This is a genomic window from Streptomyces sp. NPDC050564 (genome assembly GCF_044457265.1).
In the GTDB taxonomy this organism is placed as follows: Bacteria; Actinomycetota; Actinomycetes; order Streptomycetales; family Streptomycetaceae; genus Streptomyces.
The window spans coordinates 134,086-150,224 of sequence record NZ_JBITGS010000006.1; the positions used below are offsets into that span (position 1 = coordinate 134,086).

17 protein-coding genes and 1 riboswitch are annotated in these 16,139 nt (G+C 69.1%); of the genes, 4 read left to right on the forward strand and 13 right to left on the reverse strand.

Annotation, left to right across the window (positions count from 1 at the left end; all coding sequences use genetic code 11):
* Window positions 1–77 precede the first annotated feature (77 nt).
* Complete coding sequence (locus ACIBK0_RS11760) at window positions 78–608, forward strand: PadR family transcriptional regulator (RefSeq protein ID WP_399078270.1); 531 nt, start codon at window positions 78–80, stop codon at window positions 606–608.
* Window positions 609–711: 103 nt separating this feature from the next.
* On the opposite strand, the gene ACIBK0_RS11765 is transcribed toward ACIBK0_RS11760, so the two are convergent.
* From ACIBK0_RS11765 to ACIBK0_RS11785, 5 genes are all read right to left on the reverse strand, one after another.
* Window positions 712–1,908 carry a hypothetical protein gene (locus ACIBK0_RS11765; protein ID WP_399078272.1) on the reverse strand — a complete coding sequence of 399 codons (1,197 nt, stop codon included), beginning with the start codon at window positions 1,906–1,908 and terminating at the stop codon, window positions 712–714.
* Window positions 1,909–1,940: 32 nt separating this feature from the next.
* Window positions 1,941–2,963: an NlpC/P60 family protein gene (locus ACIBK0_RS11770; protein ID WP_399078274.1), complete on the reverse strand. Its 1,023-nt coding sequence runs from the start codon at window positions 2,961–2,963 to the stop codon at window positions 1,941–1,943.
* A 216-nt stretch (window positions 2,964–3,179) separates the two neighbouring features.
* Window positions 3,180–4,211: an NlpC/P60 family protein gene (locus tag ACIBK0_RS11775; protein WP_399078276.1), complete on the reverse strand. Its 1,032-nt coding sequence runs from the start codon at window positions 4,209–4,211 to the stop codon at window positions 3,180–3,182.
* A 305-nt stretch (window positions 4,212–4,516) separates the two neighbouring features.
* On the reverse strand, window positions 4,517–5,866 hold the full coding sequence (locus tag ACIBK0_RS11780) for an NYN domain-containing protein (protein ID WP_399078278.1): 1,350 nt from the start codon (window positions 5,864–5,866) through the stop codon (window positions 4,517–4,519).
* 34 nt (window positions 5,867–5,900) lie between these two features.
* Window positions 5,901–6,140 carry a hypothetical protein gene (locus tag ACIBK0_RS11785; protein WP_037624014.1) on the reverse strand — a complete coding sequence of 80 codons (240 nt, stop codon included), beginning with the start codon at window positions 6,138–6,140 and terminating at the stop codon, window positions 5,901–5,903.
* Between the two features lie 154 nt (window positions 6,141–6,294).
* On the opposite strand from ACIBK0_RS11785, the gene ACIBK0_RS11790 reads away from it, so the two are divergent.
* Together ACIBK0_RS11790 and ACIBK0_RS11795 are read left to right on the forward strand one after the other, a co-directional pair.
* Window positions 6,295–7,071: a rhomboid family intramembrane serine protease gene (locus tag ACIBK0_RS11790; protein ID WP_399078282.1), complete on the forward strand. Its 777-nt coding sequence runs from the start codon at window positions 6,295–6,297 to the stop codon at window positions 7,069–7,071.
* 41 nt (window positions 7,072–7,112) lie between these two features.
* Window positions 7,113–7,394, forward strand: coding sequence for an Lrp/AsnC family transcriptional regulator (locus ACIBK0_RS11795; protein ID WP_399078284.1), 282 nt, complete (start codon window positions 7,113–7,115; stop codon window positions 7,392–7,394).
* A gap of 124 nt (window positions 7,395–7,518) precedes the next feature.
* On the opposite strand, the gene ACIBK0_RS11800 is transcribed toward ACIBK0_RS11795, so the two are convergent.
* From ACIBK0_RS11800 to ACIBK0_RS11835, 8 genes are all read right to left on the reverse strand, one after another.
* Window positions 7,519–8,880, reverse strand: a complete 1,362-nt coding sequence (locus tag ACIBK0_RS11800; protein ID WP_399078286.1) for an aminotransferase class V-fold PLP-dependent enzyme — start codon at window positions 8,878–8,880, stop codon at window positions 7,519–7,521.
* Between the two features lie 192 nt (window positions 8,881–9,072).
* A riboswitch (SAM riboswitch) is annotated at window positions 9,073–9,189 on the reverse strand.
* Window positions 9,190–9,265: 76 nt separating this feature from the next.
* On the reverse strand, window positions 9,266–9,439 hold the full coding sequence (locus ACIBK0_RS11805; RefSeq protein WP_399078288.1) for a hypothetical protein: 174 nt from the start codon (window positions 9,437–9,439) through the stop codon (window positions 9,266–9,268).
* A 27-nt stretch (window positions 9,440–9,466) separates the two neighbouring features.
* Window positions 9,467–9,823, reverse strand: a complete 357-nt coding sequence (locus ACIBK0_RS11810) for a PRC-barrel domain-containing protein (RefSeq protein ID WP_399078290.1) — start codon at window positions 9,821–9,823, stop codon at window positions 9,467–9,469.
* 244 nt (window positions 9,824–10,067) lie between these two features.
* A complete protein-coding gene (gene trpD, locus ACIBK0_RS11815) occupies window positions 10,068–11,132 on the reverse strand; it encodes an anthranilate phosphoribosyltransferase (RefSeq protein WP_399078292.1) in 1,065 nt (354 codons plus the stop codon).
* A 140-nt stretch (window positions 11,133–11,272) separates the two neighbouring features.
* A complete protein-coding gene (locus ACIBK0_RS11820; protein WP_399078294.1) occupies window positions 11,273–12,910 on the reverse strand; it encodes a cytochrome bc complex cytochrome b subunit in 1,638 nt (545 codons plus the stop codon).
* Window positions 12,907–13,971 (reverse strand): Rieske 2Fe-2S domain-containing protein, encoded by a 1,065-nt coding sequence (locus tag ACIBK0_RS11825; protein ID WP_399078296.1) that lies wholly within the window; start codon window positions 13,969–13,971, stop codon window positions 12,907–12,909. The genes ACIBK0_RS11820 and ACIBK0_RS11825 overlap by 4 nt, the downstream gene beginning before the upstream one ends.
* On the reverse strand, window positions 13,968–14,777 hold the full coding sequence (locus ACIBK0_RS11830) for a c-type cytochrome (RefSeq protein WP_399078298.1): 810 nt from the start codon (window positions 14,775–14,777) through the stop codon (window positions 13,968–13,970). The genes ACIBK0_RS11825 and ACIBK0_RS11830 overlap by 4 nt, the downstream gene beginning before the upstream one ends.
* A gap of 64 nt (window positions 14,778–14,841) precedes the next feature.
* A complete protein-coding gene (locus tag ACIBK0_RS11835; protein WP_399078300.1) occupies window positions 14,842–15,462 on the reverse strand; it encodes a heme-copper oxidase subunit III in 621 nt (206 codons plus the stop codon).
* Window positions 15,463–15,640: 178 nt separating this feature from the next.
* On the opposite strand from ACIBK0_RS11835, the gene ACIBK0_RS11840 reads away from it, so the two are divergent.
* A complete protein-coding gene (locus ACIBK0_RS11840) occupies window positions 15,641–16,042 on the forward strand; it encodes a hypothetical protein (RefSeq protein WP_399078302.1) in 402 nt (133 codons plus the stop codon).
* Window positions 16,043–16,139: the final 97 nt, after the last annotated feature.

Consider the following 16,139-nt stretch of genomic DNA (forward strand, 5'->3'; position numbering starts at 1 on the left):
GAGCTATCTCGATTCGAGGTAGCTCGATAAGAGGTACCATACGAGCAAGAGACCCGCAACCACCACGGAGCCGCCGCATGCTGGAGCTGTCGATCCTCGGCTTCCTCTTCGAAGAGCCCCTGCACGGCTACGAGTTGAAGGAACGCATCAAGGCCCTCAGCGGCCATGTCCGGCCGGTCAGCGACGGCGCCCTCTACCCCGCGATCACGCGCCTGGTCGCCGCGGGCAAGCTGGACCAGCACACCGAGCCGGGCAGCAGCGCGGCCCCGCGCCGCATCCTGTCGCTCACCGACAAGGGCCGCGAGGAGCTCCTGGAGCGACTGCGCCACCCCAAGCAGGCCGAGATCACCGACCATGTGCGCTTCAACACGCTGCTGGCGTTCCTGCGCCATCTCCCCGACCCCCGGGAGCAGGCCGCGGTGCTGCGCCGTCGCCAGGAGTTCCTGGAGACGCCCGCGAGCTTCTTCTACCGGGACGGCAAGCCCGTACGGGCGGAGGAGACGGACGACCTCTTCCGGCAGGGCATGCTGCGGGTCGCGCGGGCGACGGGCGAGGCGGAGCGGAAGTGGCTCGCGGAAGCGATCAGCCGGCTCGATCAGCGCAGTTGACCACGGGACCGAGGGATCAGCAGAGTTGGGCTCTGCAACACAGCATCATCCGAATTGCCCCTCAGGCCAAAGAATCATTCGGATTGAGCCCTGCACCGCAGATTCAGCCGAGTTGAGCCCTGAGATACTCCCGCCACTGCGCGGTGAACTTCTCCGGCGTCGTGTGCAGCACGTCCCGCAGCGCACCCTCGACCGCCCCGGCCCGCTTCTGATGGTCGCCCACCGCCCGGTAGAAGTCGTTCAGCCGGACCTCGCCCCAGCGGTCGGCGATCAGCCGGCACGCCATCCAGCCGCCCTCGTACGCCTGCGCCAGCCGCGCCGCGTCCCCGGTGAAGCCGAAGTCCTTGTCGTCCGGCAGCGCGGCCGGGACATGGCCCTCCATGACGGCTCGCTCCAGCTCCGGCGCGACCTGCGCGGCCGTCCGCCCGCTGCCGCGGTAGCCGACCCAGTCCGCATAGCCCTCGGAGAGCCACAGGGGCGTGGCGGCCGTGGTGTGGGCGCGGGTGGCGACATGCGTCGTCTCATGGGTGAGCACGACCTGCTTGCCGAAGTCGCCGAGGACGCCGTACGCGTCCGGGTTGACGATGATCCGGTCGGCGGGCGCCCGCGACGAGCCGCCCGCCTCGCCGGTGGTGACCGCCGCGATCCCCCGGTAGCCGGACGCCGGAGCCCCGAGCAACCCCGCCATCCCGTCCAGCGACTTCGGTACGACCACGACGACATGCCCCGACCAGTCCGTGCCCCACGCCTCCGACGCGGCGGGCACGGCGCGGTCCGCGAGATCCGCGTACGTGCGCAGGCGCTCGCCGGTCTGCCCGACCCCGAGGACCAGGCTGTGCTCACCCCGTACGACCTTGACGGCCCCCTGCTCCCACAGCTGCTGGCTGGCCTTCTCGGCGGGCTCGTCGGAGGCGACGTGCCAGGTTCCGGCGCTGCGGGTCAGGCGAAGGGCGCGGGCCGCGGTGACGGGCGCGGTGTCGTAGCCCTTGACGCGGTAGTGCAGCTCCGCGTCCGCCGTGGCCCGGTCGCCCGAGCGGTGCAGGGAGGTGAGGTGGTACGACCAGGAGGCCAGCGGGAGATCGCGCAGATTCCCGAACTCGGCGTCGGTGGTGGCCGGTTGCCCGGTGGCCCGGTACGCCGACTCGTCCCGGTCGAGGACCGCCGCCGCCCGCTTGTCGAGCACCCGCTGCACCTCGGCCGTCACGGTGTCCGACGGCGCCCGGCCACCGCAGCCCACGAGCACGGCGAGCAGCAGCACCAGGGAGAGTCCCGCTCGCGACGCACGCCTTCGACCAGCCACGTTCCCGATCGTACGGCCGCTTCGCCCAGGGGTCAGACCCGCGTCACGGACGAGATCGGCATCATCCCCACCGGGTCGTAGCGCACCGGGGCGCCCGGATAGGGCGCGTGGATCACCTGACCGTTGCCCATGTACATCGCGATGTGGCTCGCGTCCGAGCGGTAGATGACCAGGTCGCCGGGCTGCGCCTGGGAGAGCGGTACCTGGTGTCCGGCGTACCGCTGGGCCTGCGAGGTGCGCGGCAGACCGATTCCGGCCTGCGCGTACGACCACTGCATGAGGCCCGAACAGTCGAAGCCGCCCGGCCCGTTGGCACCCCACACGTACGGCCGGCCGAGCGCCGAGCGGGCCGCGGCGACGGCGGCGGCCGCACGGCCCGAGGAGGGGACGGTGCCTCCGAGGTCGGGCATGTCGGCGCGCGTGGAACGCGACGTCCGGTCATAGGCGGCGCGCACGGCGTCCGGCAGCGAGTTGAGCAGCTGCCGGGCCTTGGCCAGTTTCCGCTCGACGGTCCGTTTGTTCTGGGCGACGGCCTTGCGGCTGCGCTCCAGCTCGGCGAGTTTGCCGGTGGCCTCCTCGCGCTTTTGGGCGAGGTCGCGCATGGCGAGCTGGAGGTCCGTGAGTTCACCGGCCTGGTGCGCGGTGATCCGGTCCAGGGCGGCGGCCCTGTCGAGATAGTCGCCCGGGTCGTCGGCGAACAGCAGCGCGAGGGAGGGGTCGATGCCGCCGGAGCGGTACTGGGCCACGGCGAGCGAGCCGAGCGCGTCCCGCATGGTGTTGATGCGTTCCTGTTGCCGGGCGATCTCGTCCTGCGCCGTGCCGATTTCCTTGTGCAGCGAGTCGGCGCGCTCGTCGGCCTTGTTGTACGCCTCGGTGGCCTTCTCCGCCTGTGCGTACAGGCGGTCCACCTCGGCCCGGGTGTCGTCCTGCGGTGCTGCGGCGGCCGGTGGGGCGCCGAGTGCCGCTGCCGCGGCGGACATCACGCAGACGGCGAAACCGGTGGCGCCGAAGCCCCGGTCGAAACCGGATGGTGCAAGGCGGCGATGGGACCCCACGGGTAGCCGCTCTCCCTTCCGCTGACGGTCCCCCGGAATTGGGGGAAACGCGCCAGACAGTAGCCGTGCGACTACACACCGGCCAAAGCCGCCTGAGGGCGCACAACGTGACGCCCCGCCGGAGACGCAGGTCACCGACGGGGCGTGGGGTCAGGGGGAGCTGCCGCAATTCGCCCGTTTGGGCGGTGCGGTGAGGGTCCGCTCAGCGGGCGTGCGTCAGATCCGGACGCCGAACTGGAAGGGCATGTTGCCGATGGACTCGTAGCGGACGACCGCGCCGGTGTGCGGGGCGTGCAGCACCTGGCCGTTGCCCGCGTAGAGGCCGACGTGGTGCATGTCGCCGTAGAAGATGACCAGGTCGCCGACCTGCAGATCGCTCTGCGAGTAGATGCGCGTACCGGCGTTGGCCTGCGCCTCGGACGTACGCGGTATGGAGACGCCGGCCTGGGCGTACGCCCACGAGGTGAGCCCCGAGCAGTCGAAGGAGCTGGGGCCGGAGGCGCCGTACACGTACGGCGAGCCGATCTTGCTCTGCGCGGCGGAGAACGCGGCCCCGGCGCGCCCGGAGCCCTTGCTGTTGCCGAGGTCGACGCGCTCGCTGGCCCGGGTGGCGCGGTCCTGCTCGGCGGCCGCGAGAGCCGCCTTCTCCTTGGCCGTCAGAGTGTTGAGGAGCTTCTGCGCCGCGCCCAGCTTGGTCTGGACTTCCTTCTTCTTCTTGGCCAGCTCCGCCCGGGTGTCGGCGAGGTCCTTGAGCTTGTCGGAGGCTTCCTTGCGCTGCTGGGCGAGCGAACGCTGCTTCTCCTGGACCTTCTTGAGCGACTCGACCTGCTGAGCGCTCAGCTGGTCCATCGTGGACGCCTTGTCGAGATAGCTGTCCGGGTCGGAGGAGAGGAAGAGGGCCACCGAGGGGTCGATGCCTCCGGTGCGGTACTGGGCGCTGGCCATCGAACCGAGGCCGTCGCGCAGCTCGTTGAGCTCTTCCTGGCCGCGGGCGACGTTGTCCTGCAGGGCGCTGATCTGCTTCTGCAGCTTCTCCTGCTTCTCCTTGGCCCCGTCGAGCTTCTCGGTGGCCTTCTCGGCCTCCTCGTAGAGCTTGTCGACCTTGGCCTTGACCTCGTCCTTGCTCGGCTTCTCGCTCGGCGCGGCGTTGGCGGCGTTCGCGCTGAGGGCCACGGCAGCGGCGGCGGCGGTGGTGAGCACGGTCACACGGGTGCGGCTCGGCTGCTTGGGTCGACGGTGGGACGCCACGAAGGCGAGCTCCTTCTTCCTCCAGCCGCCTGCCGAATGCGCCGACGGGCGGTGCCCCTCCGCCGTCACTCCCAATGAGCGATCACCCGAGCGGAGGTTCGAGGCCTGACCCTAGTGACCTTCCTGTGATCAGTTCAAATCCTCATCGGAAAAATCTCGGTCACCGAGCGCATTCTTTGCCGACAACTCACATGCAGTAATGCGCGTCTGACACTACGTTGCGTGAAGGTTTCGCCAATTCGGGCATCTCACCCGGAGGTTACGCATGGGACTTACGTTGCCTATGAGGCGTACGCCCCAGATCGTCAACCGCGCGAAAAGCGCTTGAGGAGCACCGCCGAGGCGACCGGCCGCGCACCCGCCTTGGCGATCCCGTCGGCCACCTCACGGTCGGTGGAGACCACGATGACCGGCCGCCCCGGCGGCTCGGCCCGGACCAGCTGACGGATCAACTCGTCGGCGGTGACGCCGGGCTTGGAGAACAGCACCCGCACCCCGCGCGGCGGCGCGAGGAGCACGGGAGCGGCCAGCTCGGCCCCGTCGAAGACACACGTCACCTCGGCACCCGTCTGCGCGGCAAGCTGCGAGAGCTGCCCGAGCAGCCTCAGGCGCTGCTTCTCCAGCGGCATCTGCGGATAGCCGGTCTTGGTGACGTTGTAGCCGTCGACCACCAGATGCGCCTGCGGCAGCGCGAGCAGTTGGTCGAGGATCGCCGGATCATTTTCGGACAGGGCGCGGGCGGCGATGTCTTTTGGTGTCATCCGTCCCGGTTCGACCGCATCGACCGTCTCCGCGGGCCGCACCGACACGGGCGGCAGGGCGAGTTCACGCCGCAGCCCCTGAGTGGCCTCCAGCACGGTGTCGAGCAGCAGCCGCACCCGCATGTCCTCGACGCTGCGCCCCTCGCGCGCCGCCCGCCGGGTCGCCTCCAGGGCGGCCTCGGCCTCGCCCAGCCGCGCCTTGAGCCGCCGGGACTCGCTCTCGGCGGCGGACACCTGGATCTGCCCCTCCGCCCGTACGGCGTCCATCTCGGCCTGCAGCTTGCGCAGCGCCGCCTCGCCGCGCTTGACGTCACTGAGGGCGCCGCGCAGTTTGCGGTGCAGCGATTCCGCTTCCCTCTTCGCCGATTCCAGCTCCGTGCGCAGCCGTTCGGTCTCGGCCTTCGTCTGGCCGCGGGCCTCCGCGAGCTCCTCGCGCAGCCGCTCCAGCTCGGCCCGGCTCTCCTCACCGGCCCGCTCGGCGTCCGCCCGCAGGGCCTCCTCGCCCGCGGCGGTCACCAGCTTCACCCAGCCCGCGGGGCGCAGCACATAGGCCGCGGCGGCCACGTCCAGCGGATCCGCGGCCGGGGGCGGCGCGCCCGAGTCGAGGGCGCCGGCGAGCTCCGGCTGAGCCTCTCTCAGCTTCTCGGCGATGCGCTGTCTGAACAGCGGGTCGGTCTCCAGGGCGGCGGCCATGGCGTTACCGGCGAACTTGGCCCGGCGATTGGGGGCGAACCGGGCGTACTGCCGCAATTGGGCAGGAAGTTCGGCAACGGTCAACCCGCCGAACCCGTCGGCAACAATGTGTACGACTCTTCTGCGCACACCATCGGGCAGCGGACGATCGAGCACCTCAGCGGTGCCGTCGTCCGGCTCCCCGCCTGTGGTCTCCACCATCCGTCACCCCAATACCTGTGCGGGGCCCGCTCCCTCAGGAGCCGGCGCCCGGCCTGTCCACGAGTTCCACCTGATCCACCGCATTGCACCAGCGGCAGCGGACCGACTCGATGGTCTCACTGACCACCTCGCGCTCCTCGACCTTCGGCTCACCGGCCAGGTCGAGGTGCACATACTCGACGACCTTCGACGAGCGGGTCACGTCGAAACGCGTGAGGTTGCCGCAGAGCGTGCAGCGCCAGCGAGTCTTGGCGTCCGGCAGGGGAACCGTCATGTGGCAGTCGCTTTCCTTCTAGTGTCCGTCCAGCGCCAGTCTCCCTGGTGCATGTGGCTCGTAACCCTACGGCCTGGCGGGTACCCGACGCTCGGCTGTCCACGGCGGCGAGGCGCTCTGTCCGCATGGCTCCCGTTACGCCATGCTCTGCACCATGATCAGCAACTGGAGTACGACGGTCGGCAGAGCGATTCGAGGACACTCGGCGCCGGTGACCTACGGCCTGATCGCCCTGTGCTGCCTGATCTTCGTGATCGGCCCGGCGGCGGGCCTCAATCCGGCGTACGGAACCGGGGACGAACTGCTGGTCGCCCAGCGGGCCTACTTCCGACGCTGGGGCGTGCTGCCCACCGAACTCTTCGACGGCGCGCCCCGCGAGGCGCTCACCCCGGCCACCGCCCTGTTCATCCACGGCAGCTGGCTCCACCTCCTGGGCAACATGCTCTTCTTCTACGTCTTCGGGGCGATGGCCGAGGAACGCATGGGCCACGTGCAGTTCGCCCTCTTCTACGTGGGCTGCGGCTATCTCGCCCTGCTCGGCTACGCGGCCGCCAACGCCGAGTCGCAGCAGTCCCTGGTCGGCGCCTCCGGGGCGATCTCCGCGATCCTGGGCGCGTTCCTGTACCTGTTCCCCAAGGCCCGGGTGACCAGTCTCTTCCCGTTCCTCTTCTTCCTGCCGCTGCGCTTTCCCGCCTGGGTGGTGCTGCCGTTCTGGGTCAGCCTGCAGTGGCTCGCGGCCGACCGCGACTCATCGGGCCCCGGCGTGGCCTATCTGGCCCATCTGGTGGGCTTCTCACTGGGGTTCGTCTACGCGTGGATCCGATTCGGCCGTACGACTACCGCACCTTCCCCGGGGGCGCAGCCTCCGACAGCGGGTGCGCCTCGGGCCGGGGCCCCGGCGGAACAACCGGCCCGGCTGGACCGCGAGTAGGGTGAGAGCCTCAGCAGCGGCCCCGAGGGAGAGAACCAGCCGTGATCACCGCGATCGTCCTCATCAAGACCAGCGTGGACCGGATCCCCGAGATCGCCGAGTCGATCGCCGCGCTGGACAGTGTCAGCGAGGTCTTCTCCGTCACCGGTACGTACGACTTGATCGCCATGGTCCGGGTGAAGCAGCACGAGGACCTGGCGGACGTCATCCCCGGCCGCATCAGCAAGATCCCGGGCGTCGAGGCGACGGACACGCACGTGGCGTTCCGTACGTACTCGCAGCACGACCTGGAGGCGGCGTTCGCCATCGGCCTGGACGGCTAGTCCTTTCGCCCCCGCCGCCCCTGCCCGTCCCGTACCGGGGGGCTGCGCCCCCAGACCCCCGCTAAAAGATTGCGCAGTTCCCCGCGCCCCTTTAAAGGGGCGCGGGGAACTGCGCCAGAAGCCCTCAGACCGCCGGGACGCAGCGGCCGTCCTCCGTGCGGTACTGCCACTGCGCACCGTCCCGCACCAGTTCCTTCACGGCGCGCACGAAGCGCTCCACGTGCTCGTCGGGCGTGCCCGCCCCGAAGCTCACCCGGATGGCGTTCAAGGACTTCTCGCCGGGCGCGGCCTCGGGCGCACCGCATTCGCCCTGGGCCTGCGGATCGCTGCCGAGGAGCGTGCGCACCAGCGGGTGGGCGCAGAAGAGACCGTCGCGCACGCCGATGCCGTACTCGGCAGAGAGCGCGGCGGCGAAGTGCGAGCTGTTCCATCCCTCGACGACGAAGGAGATCACGCCGACGCGCGGGGCGTCGTCGCCGAAGAGGGAGAGGACACGCACCTCGGGCACCTCGGCGAGCCCCGCGCGGACCGTGTCGATCAGGTGCCGCTCACGGGCGACCAGCGTGTCGAACCCGGCCTCGGTCAGCGCCTTGCAGGCCGAGGCGATCGAGTAGGCGCCGATGACGTTCGGAGACCCGGCCTCGTGACGGGCGGCGCTCTCGTGCCACTCCACGTCCACTCCCCCGTCCTCGCGCCGGGTGACCTTGCGGCTGGCACCACCGCCGGCCAGGTAGGGCTCGGCCTCGCGCAGCCAGTCGGAGCGGCCGGCCAGGACGCCGGACCCGAAGGGCGCGTACAGCTTGTGACCGGAGAAGGCGACCCAGTCGACGTCCAGGTCACGGACGGACACCGGGTGATGCGGGGCCAGCTGCGCGGCGTCGAGGACGATGCGCGCGCCGTGCGCGTGGGCGGCCGCGGCCAGCTCACGCACCGGCCACAGTTCGCCGGTGACGTTGGACGCGCCCGTGACACAGACCAGCGCCGGACCGTACGGATCCCGGTCGGCGAGCGCGCGCTCCAGGGTCTCGACGGCCTCACCGGGCGTGCGCGGGGCGTTCAGGTACGTCACCCGGGCGCCCCGCCAGGGCAGCAGCGAGGCGTGGTGCTCGGTCTCGAAGACGAAGACCTGGCAGTCGGCCGGAAGAGTGGCGGCAAGCAGGTTGAGCGAGTCGGTGGTGGAGCGGGTGAAGACGACCTGGTCGCCGTCCCGGCAGTCGAGAAACTCGGCGACGGTCCTGCGGGCGTTCTCGAAGAGATCGGTGGACAGCTGCGAGAGGTAGCCGGCGCCGCGGTGGACGCTGCCGTAGTACGGGGCGTAGGCAGCGACGTCGTCCCACACCCGCTGCAGGGCCGGGGCGCTGGCGGCGTAGTCGAGGGCGGCGTAGGTGACCTCGCCACCGGTGACGAGCGGGACGGTGACATCTCGTCCCAGAACGGGCAGCGAGGCACAAACGGTCGGGTCGGCGGCAGTGGTGGGGACAGACATGGCGAGCTCCTGTGAGAGGCGCGGGGAATCACCGCGCGAGCGGGTACACGGCGGTACGGCTCAGCGCGGGAAAGGGTGAAAAAGGGGGTATGCGGAGGCGGGGCTCTACGCCCTATCGCATTCGCTTGCTCACAGAAGGCTCCCTCGAACGACCAGGACCCCTGGGCTGTATCCACTCAAAAGAGGGCGAGGGGTCCGCGCTTGCCGTAGACCTCGCTGCCTACGACCTGGTCTTCACCCGGGGCACCCCGCCACGGACGGAGGGTTGCCGGACAGTCGGCCGGGGCCTCATGACTGTCACTCATGACCTGGACAGGAACCTACGCGAGCTGATCACGGCCCCGCAACTCCTGTCCGGATGACGGGACGCGCCCTGGCGTCGGGATCAGCGCACGAAGTGATGCCGGTGCGAGCGCCGGGACCAACGCATGCCGAACAGCACCAGGTCGGCCACCAGCACCAGCGCGCCGATGATCAGGAGGTAGAACAGCCCCTCCACCGTCGCACCGATGAGCCCGAGGATGACCGCCACGAGGATCAGGAAGAGGAAGAGCGCCATGGGTGACCACATCCTCCGACGGGCCGGTCAGCCGCGCGCGAGACGGCGCCCGTGCTCGGCACCGGACTCGTAGGTCTGGTCGTAGTGTTCGAAGATCTCGTGTTCCCGCTCGACCGGCAGGATGTCGTCCATGCCGATGGACGGCGCCTTCTTCACCTGCCCTCTCGAGTGGGCGACTTTCACATAGCCGGGCCCCAGGGTCGCCTCGTCGAGGGGGACGAAGACGAGCCTGTGCCGGGTCGGCAGTCCGGTGCGGACGGAGGCCATGGCAGGTGCGTCGGTGGCGGTGTCCACGTAGACCGCTTCCAGAGCGCCGATCTTGCGACCTCCGGGATCGACTACGTCGCGGTTGCGCCACTCGCGGATATCGGCTGAGTGAATCATGCCTCGCTCCTCGCGGCCGTGCCCCCGGATGACTCCACACGGAACTGGCGTCACCGCGGGAGAGCTGCCACCTCTTCACTTTACTCCGGCCGCCACCGCGTCCGGCGGCCTGGAGCGCTCGGCCCGGGCTCCCCTGCGGGTGCTCGGAGCCGGGTCCCGTCCGGCGGATCATGCCGCGGGCGCGGGGCTCGGCACCCCCGCCCCCACGCTCGACCGTGCTGGCGCGGGAGGGGGGCGGCAGGCCTCAGGCGTTGCTGGCGGCCACCCACCGCTCCAGCGTCCGCTTCGCCGCGCCCGAGTCGATCGACTCCGCCGCCTTGGCCATCCCGGCACGCAGCTGCTCGGCCAACGGTGTCTCCGCCGGCTCCAGGGCCACCAGGGCCGCGGCCGCATTGAGCAGTACCGCGTCCCGTACGGGCCCGGTCTCGCCGTTCAGCAGGCGACGGGCGACGTCCGCGTTGTACGACGCGTCGGCGCCGCGCAGTGCCTCCACCGGGACGAGGTCGATGCCGACGTCGCGCGGGTCGAAACGCTCCTCGGTGACCTTGCCGTCGCGGACGACCCAGACCCTGGAGGTCGATGTGGTCGTCAGCTCGTCGAGGCCGTCGTCGCCGCGGAAGACCAGCGAGGAGTTGCCTCGCTCGGCGAAGACACCCGCCACGATGGGCGCCATGCGCGGATCCGCGACACCCACCGCCTGTGCCTTCACCCGCGCGGGGTTCGTCAGCGGACCGAGCACGTTGAACGTCGTCCGGATCCCCAACTGCCCACGCGCCGCCGCCACATGACGCAGCGCCGGATGGAACTTCACCGCGAAGCAGAAGGTGATCCCGGCCTCCTCGGCCACCTCGACGACCCGCTTCAGTGGCAGCTCGAGGTTGACGCCGAGCTTCTCCAGGACGTCCGAGGAGCCGGACGCCGAGGACGCGGCCCGGTTGCCGTGCTTGACGACCTTGGCGCCGGTCCCGGCGACCACGATCGCCGACATGGTGGAGATGTTGACGGTCTTCGCGCCGTCGCCGCCCGTACCGACGATGTCGACGGTCGGCCCCGGCACCTCGATCACGTTCGCGTGCTCGTACATCGTCCGGACGAGTCCGGTGATCTCCTCGACGGTCTCGCCCTTGGCCCGCAGCGCCACCACGAAACCGGCGATCTGCGCGTCGGTCGCCTCGCCGCGCAGGATGCGGTCCATCGCCCAGGCGGTGTCGTCCGCGCTCTGGTCACGTCCGTCGAGGAGGCCGTTCAGGACCACGGGCCAGGAACGGCCCGCCGCGATGTCGCCTCCAGCGGGGTTCACAGCGCTCATAAGCCGCTCCTGGGTCCGTCCCGGAAAGGGACTCCTGTAGATGGGAACACCCTATCCAGCCCGGAGCACGGCAAAGAGCCCCCGTCCAGGCAATGGACGAGGGCTCTTCCCGTGGCGATCAATAAGGATCGGTCAGCAGATCAGTGGTGGCCGTGGCCGCTCGTGATCTCCTTGTACTCCTCGACCGTGGGCTTGGGGATCTGGTTGTCCTCCCCGTAGTAGCCCTTGCTGAGCTTGGCGCGCAGCCGCTGCGTGCCCGGCACCTTGCGCTCGACACCGTTCTCGTCGACCGTCGGGCCGATCTCGGCCGGCTTGTACTGCTCGTGCGCGGTGAGGGTGTGCAGCGCGTCCTGGCTGAGCGGCTCGTGCACCTCGATGAACTCACCGTGCGGCAGGCGCTTGATGATGCCCGACTCGCGGCCGTGCAGCACCTTGTCCCGGTCACGGCGCTGGAGACCGAGGCAGATCCGCTTGGTGGCGATGAACGTGAGCACCGGCACGACGAAGAACGCGATCCGGACGAACCAGGTGATCGAGTTGATCGCCAGGTGGAAGTGCGTGGCCCAGAGGTCGTTGCCGCCACCGACGAGCAGGACGAAGTACCAGCTGATCCAGGCGGCACCGAACGCGGTCCGGGTCGGGACGTTGCGCGGGCGGTCCAGGATGTGGTGCTCGCGCTTGTCGCCGGTGACCCAGGACTCGATGAACGGGTAGACCGCGATCGCGACCAGGACCAGCGGGAAGATCACCAGCGGGATGAACACGCCCAGGACGAGCGTGTGACCCCAGAGGTTGATCTCCCAGCCCGGCATGACACGGATCAGGCCCTCGGAGAAGCCCATGTACCAGTCCGGCTGGGCGCCCGTGGAGACCTGGTCCGGACGGTAGGGGCCCAGGGACCAGATCGGGTTGATCGAGGCGATCGCCGCGATGGCCGCGATGACACCGAAGACCAGGAAGAAGAAGCCTCCGGCCTTGGCCATGTAGACCGGCAGCAGCGGCATGCCGACGACGTTGTTGTTCGTCTTTCCCGGGCCCGCGAACTGCGTGTGCTTGTGGTAGAAGACCAGGATCAGGTGTCCGACCACCAGGCCGAGCATGATGCCCGGCAGCAGCAGCACATGCACCGAGTAGAAGCGGGCCACGAAGTCGCCGCCCGGGAACTGGCCGCCGAAGAGGAAGAACGACAGGTACGTGCCCACGATCGGCACGGACAGGACCGCGCCCTCCATGAAGCGGACACCGGTGCCGGAGAGCAGGTCGTCCGGGAGCGAGTAACCGGTGAAGCCGGTGAACATGCCCAGGACGAACAGCAGGAAGCCGAACACCCAGTTGACCTCACGGGGCTTGCGGAACGCACCCGTGAAGAACACACGCATCATGTGCACGAACATGCCGGCGAGGAAGATCAGCGCCGCCCAGTGGTGGATCTGCCGGATCAGCAGACCACCGCGCACATCGAAAGAGATGTGCATGGTCGAGTTGAACGCCTCCGACATCAGCTGTCCCTGGAGCGGGACATAGCTGCCGTTGTACGTCACCTCGTTCATCGACGGGTGGAAGAACAGCGTCAGGTACACACCCGTGAGGATGATGATGATGAAGCTGTAGAGGCAGACCTCACCCAACATGAACGACCAGTGGTCGGGGAAGATCTTGCGCATGTTGGACTTGGCCAGGGAGTAGATCCCGAGGCGGCCGTCGGCCCAGTCGGCTACCCGCTCACCGGCGGGTGCCTTCTCGCGCGAGCGCGAGTCGGAGGTGGTCGCAGTGCTCATCCGCGCTCCCAGAATGCAGGACCGACGGGCTCATCGAAGTCGCCGAGCGCCTCGAGGTAGCCCTCGTCGTTCACACCGATGCGCAGCTGCGGCAGGGCGTGACCGGCCGGGCCGAAGATGACTCGGGCACCGTCGGAGAGGTCGAAGGTGGACTGGTGGCACGGGCAGAGGACGTGGTGCGTCTGCTGCTCGTACAGGGAGATCGGGCAACCGACGTGGGTGCAGATCTTCGAGTAGGCCACGATCCCCTCGTAGGACCACTCGAGTTCCTGCTTGTCCTTGATGTTGTCCGGCTGCAGCCGGACGATCATCAGGGCCGCCTTGGCGATCTCCTGCTGGAAGTCCTCGTCGTGCTCCTCCAGGCCTTCGGGCTTGACGAAGGTGAGCGACCCGACGGCGACGTCCGAGGGACGCAGCGGCTCGTTGGTGTTCATGTTGACGAGCAGCTTGCCCTTGGACCAGAGCGTGTGCCGCAGCTTCGTGCCGGGCAGCGGACCGAGGTCGCGCAGCAGCATGACGCCGGAGAGCGGGAACAGGGCCAGCGCGCCGAACATCGTGTTGCGGATCAGCTTGCGGCGGCCGAGCGCGGACTCCTTGGCGCCCTGCTTGAAGTCGGCCAGCACCTTGGCCTTGACCTCGGGCTCCGCCTCGATCGGGTGACGCTCGTCGGCGATCTCCATGTCGGACATCAGGGTGCGGGCCCAGTGGACCGCGCCCGCGCCGATCGAGAACAGCGCCACACCGAGGGTCAGACCCAGCGCGAAGTTCAGCGCGCTGATGTGCCCGATCGGGAAGACGTAGATCGACTTGTCATTGGGGATCGCCACATACGAGGCGATGAAGGCGACGGTGGCCAGCATCGACAGCGTGAACAGCATGGCGACCATGCGCTCGGACCGCTTGGCGGCCCGCTCGTCGATGTCCTGGACACGGTGCTCGTGGGGCGGCAGTCCCGGGTCCGCGAACGGGTTCGTCTCGTCCGCGACGGCTACCGCGTGACCGTGCTCGTCGGTGGCCCGCTCAGCGGGCACGTTCTCTTCTGGAATCTCTTGGCTACTCATGACTTCTTGGCCTTTGCGGTCCGAGCGGCGACCCAGACGGCGACGGCGACCAGGGTGCCGAGACCGAAGATCCAGCCGAACAGGCCTTCACTGACCGGCCCGAGGCCGCCCAGTTCGAGGCCGCCGGGGCTCTCGGTGTCGTCACCGTTGACCGCGTCGAGGTACGCGATGATGTCCTGCTTGTTCTTCGACGACAGCGTGGTGTCGGGGAAGGACGGCATGTTCTGCGGGCCGGTCTGCATGGCCTCGTAGATGTGCTTCGGGTCGACACCCTCCAGGCTCGGCGCGAACTTGCCGTGCGTCAACGCACCGCCCTTGCCGGTGAAGTTGTGGCACTGCGCGCAGTTGGTGCGGAAGAGTTCGCCACCCTTGGCGATGTCCGCGCCCTCGGGGCTGACCTGGCTCTTCGTCGGGATCGTGGGACCGGCGCCGAGCGAGGCGATGTACGCCGCGAGCTGGTCGATCTCGGCCTGCGAGTAGATGACCTTCTTCTTCGGGATCTGCACGCCCGGCTGCTGAGCCGGCATTCGGCCGGTGCCGACCTGGAAGTCGACCGCGGCGGCGCCGACGCCCACGAGGCTCGGACCGTCAGTGGTGCCCTGACCGCCGGTGCCGTGGCAGCTGGCGCAGCCGACGGCGTAGAGCTTCTGGCCCTCGTCGATGGCGAGGGACTGGGCGGTTTCGTCGGCCTGCGCCTTGCTCGCGGGTGCGAACGCGGCGTACAGCCCCCCGGTGGCCGCCAGCGCGAGGAGTAGGACGACGACCGCCGCCAGCGGATGGCGTCGTCGTGCGGAGAGCTTTTTCACGGATTACCCCGGTGTCAGGATCTTCTGCGTCGGTGCTTCTGGATGTTTCGGGCGGTGCGCCCGATTACTTGATCAGGTAGATCGTGGCGAAGAGGCCGATCCAGACCACATCGACGAAGTGCCAGTAGTAGGACACGACGATGGCGGCGGTCGCCTGCTCATGGGTGAACCTCCGGGCCGCGTAGGTGCGGCCGAGGACGAACAGGAAGGCGATGAGGCCGCCCGTCACATGCAGTCCGTGGAAGCCGGTGGTCAGGTAGAACACCGAGCCGTACGGGTCGGAGGAGAGCGAGAGCCCGTCCTTCTTGACCAGTTCGGTGTACTCGAAGACCTGACCGCCGATGAAGATCGCACCCATGATGAAGGTGACGATGAACCACATCCGGAGCTTCTTCACATCCCCGCGCTCGGCAGCGAAGACGCCGAGCTGGCAGGTCAGGGAGGAGAGCACCAGGATCGTGGTGTTCGTCGCCGAGAACGGGAGGTTCAGGCTGGACGCCATTTCCTTCCAGTGATCCGGCCCGGTCACCGATCGCAGGGTGAAGTACATCGCGAAGAGGGCCGCGAAGAACATCAGCTCGGAACTCAACCAGATGATGGTTCCGACGCTGGTGAGGTTCGGCCGATTGACCGACGGGTGCGCGTGCCCGGTTTCTACTGTCGTTGCTGTCGCCACGACCGACATTATGTCGGTCGCTTATCCCGCCCTCACCCCGGGGGGTGCCGTTCGGAGTGTTGACGGGGTGTGTCCAGCCCGTATGGCCCATCGAAGGCCTGTCCGAACCGGTGTTGACGAGGTGTTCAAGGGAGTAGCATCCGCGCCATCGGTACCAGTGGTTCCCGACCAAAGACGCGGAGGAACAATGCAGCCGACCGCCACGGTGCTCGTCTACAGCGACGACTCCAACACCCGCGAACAGGTGCGGCTGGCGACCGGGCGCAGGCCCGCTCCGGACGTTCCCTCCGTCGAGTTCATCGAGTGCGCGACTCCCGGCGCCGTCATCAAGGAGCTGGACAAGGGCGGGATCGACGTCTGTGTGCTGGACGGCGAGGCAGTGCCCATGGGCGGCATGGGGGTGTGCCGGCAGATCAAGGACGAGATCTTCAACTGCCCGCCCGTGCTGGTGCTCATCGGTCGGCCCCAGGACGCCTGGCTGGCCACGTGGAGCCGTGCGGATGCGGCGGTGACGCTTCCGGTGGACCCTGTCGAGTTCGCCGCCGCTCTGGCCTCTCTGCTGCGGCGCAAGGCTCTTCTCGGCGCCTGAGAGCTCGGATGGTCGGGTGCTCGGGCGACTGCCGGCCGTCGGTGGCTTGTCGCGCAGCGCACCGCGCCCCTGACGGGGCGCGGTGGCGCGTGCCTGC

Bases quoted from the DNA above. Each gene is read 5' to 3' on its own strand.
- ACIBK0_RS11785 (WP_037624014.1), bottom strand. From the start codon at position 6,140: ATGACGGTTCCCCTGCCGGACGCCAAGACTCGCTGGCGCTGCACGCTC.
- ACIBK0_RS11790 (WP_399078282.1), top strand. From the start codon at position 6,295: ATGATCAGCAACTGGAGTACGACGGTCGGCAGAGCGATTCGAGGACAC.
- ACIBK0_RS11820 (WP_399078294.1), bottom strand. From the start codon at position 12,910: ATGAGCACTGCGACCACCTCCGACTCGCGCTCGCGCGAGAAGGCACCC.
- ACIBK0_RS11825 (WP_399078296.1), bottom strand. From the start codon at position 13,971: ATGAGTAGCCAAGAGATTCCAGAAGAGAACGTGCCCGCTGAGCGGGCC.
- ACIBK0_RS11800 (WP_399078286.1), bottom strand. From the start codon at position 8,880: ATGTCTGTCCCCACCACTGCCGCCGACCCGACCGTTTGTGCCTCGCTG.
- ACIBK0_RS11760 (WP_399078270.1), top strand. From the start codon at position 78: ATGCTGGAGCTGTCGATCCTCGGCTTCCTCTTCGAAGAGCCCCTGCAC.
- ACIBK0_RS11835 (WP_399078300.1), bottom strand. From the start codon at position 15,462: ATGTCGGTCGTGGCGACAGCAACGACAGTAGAAACCGGGCACGCGCAC.
- ACIBK0_RS11810 (WP_399078290.1), bottom strand. From the start codon at position 9,823: ATGATTCACTCAGCCGATATCCGCGAGTGGCGCAACCGCGACGTAGTC.
- ACIBK0_RS11780 (WP_399078278.1), bottom strand. From the start codon at position 5,866: ATGGTGGAGACCACAGGCGGGGAGCCGGACGACGGCACCGCTGAGGTG.
- ACIBK0_RS11840 (WP_399078302.1), top strand. From the start codon at position 15,641: ATGCAGCCGACCGCCACGGTGCTCGTCTACAGCGACGACTCCAACACC.
- trpD (WP_399078292.1), bottom strand. From the start codon at position 11,132: ATGAGCGCTGTGAACCCCGCTGGAGGCGACATCGCGGCGGGCCGTTCC.
- ACIBK0_RS11805 (WP_399078288.1), bottom strand. From the start codon at position 9,439: ATGGCGCTCTTCCTCTTCCTGATCCTCGTGGCGGTCATCCTCGGGCTC.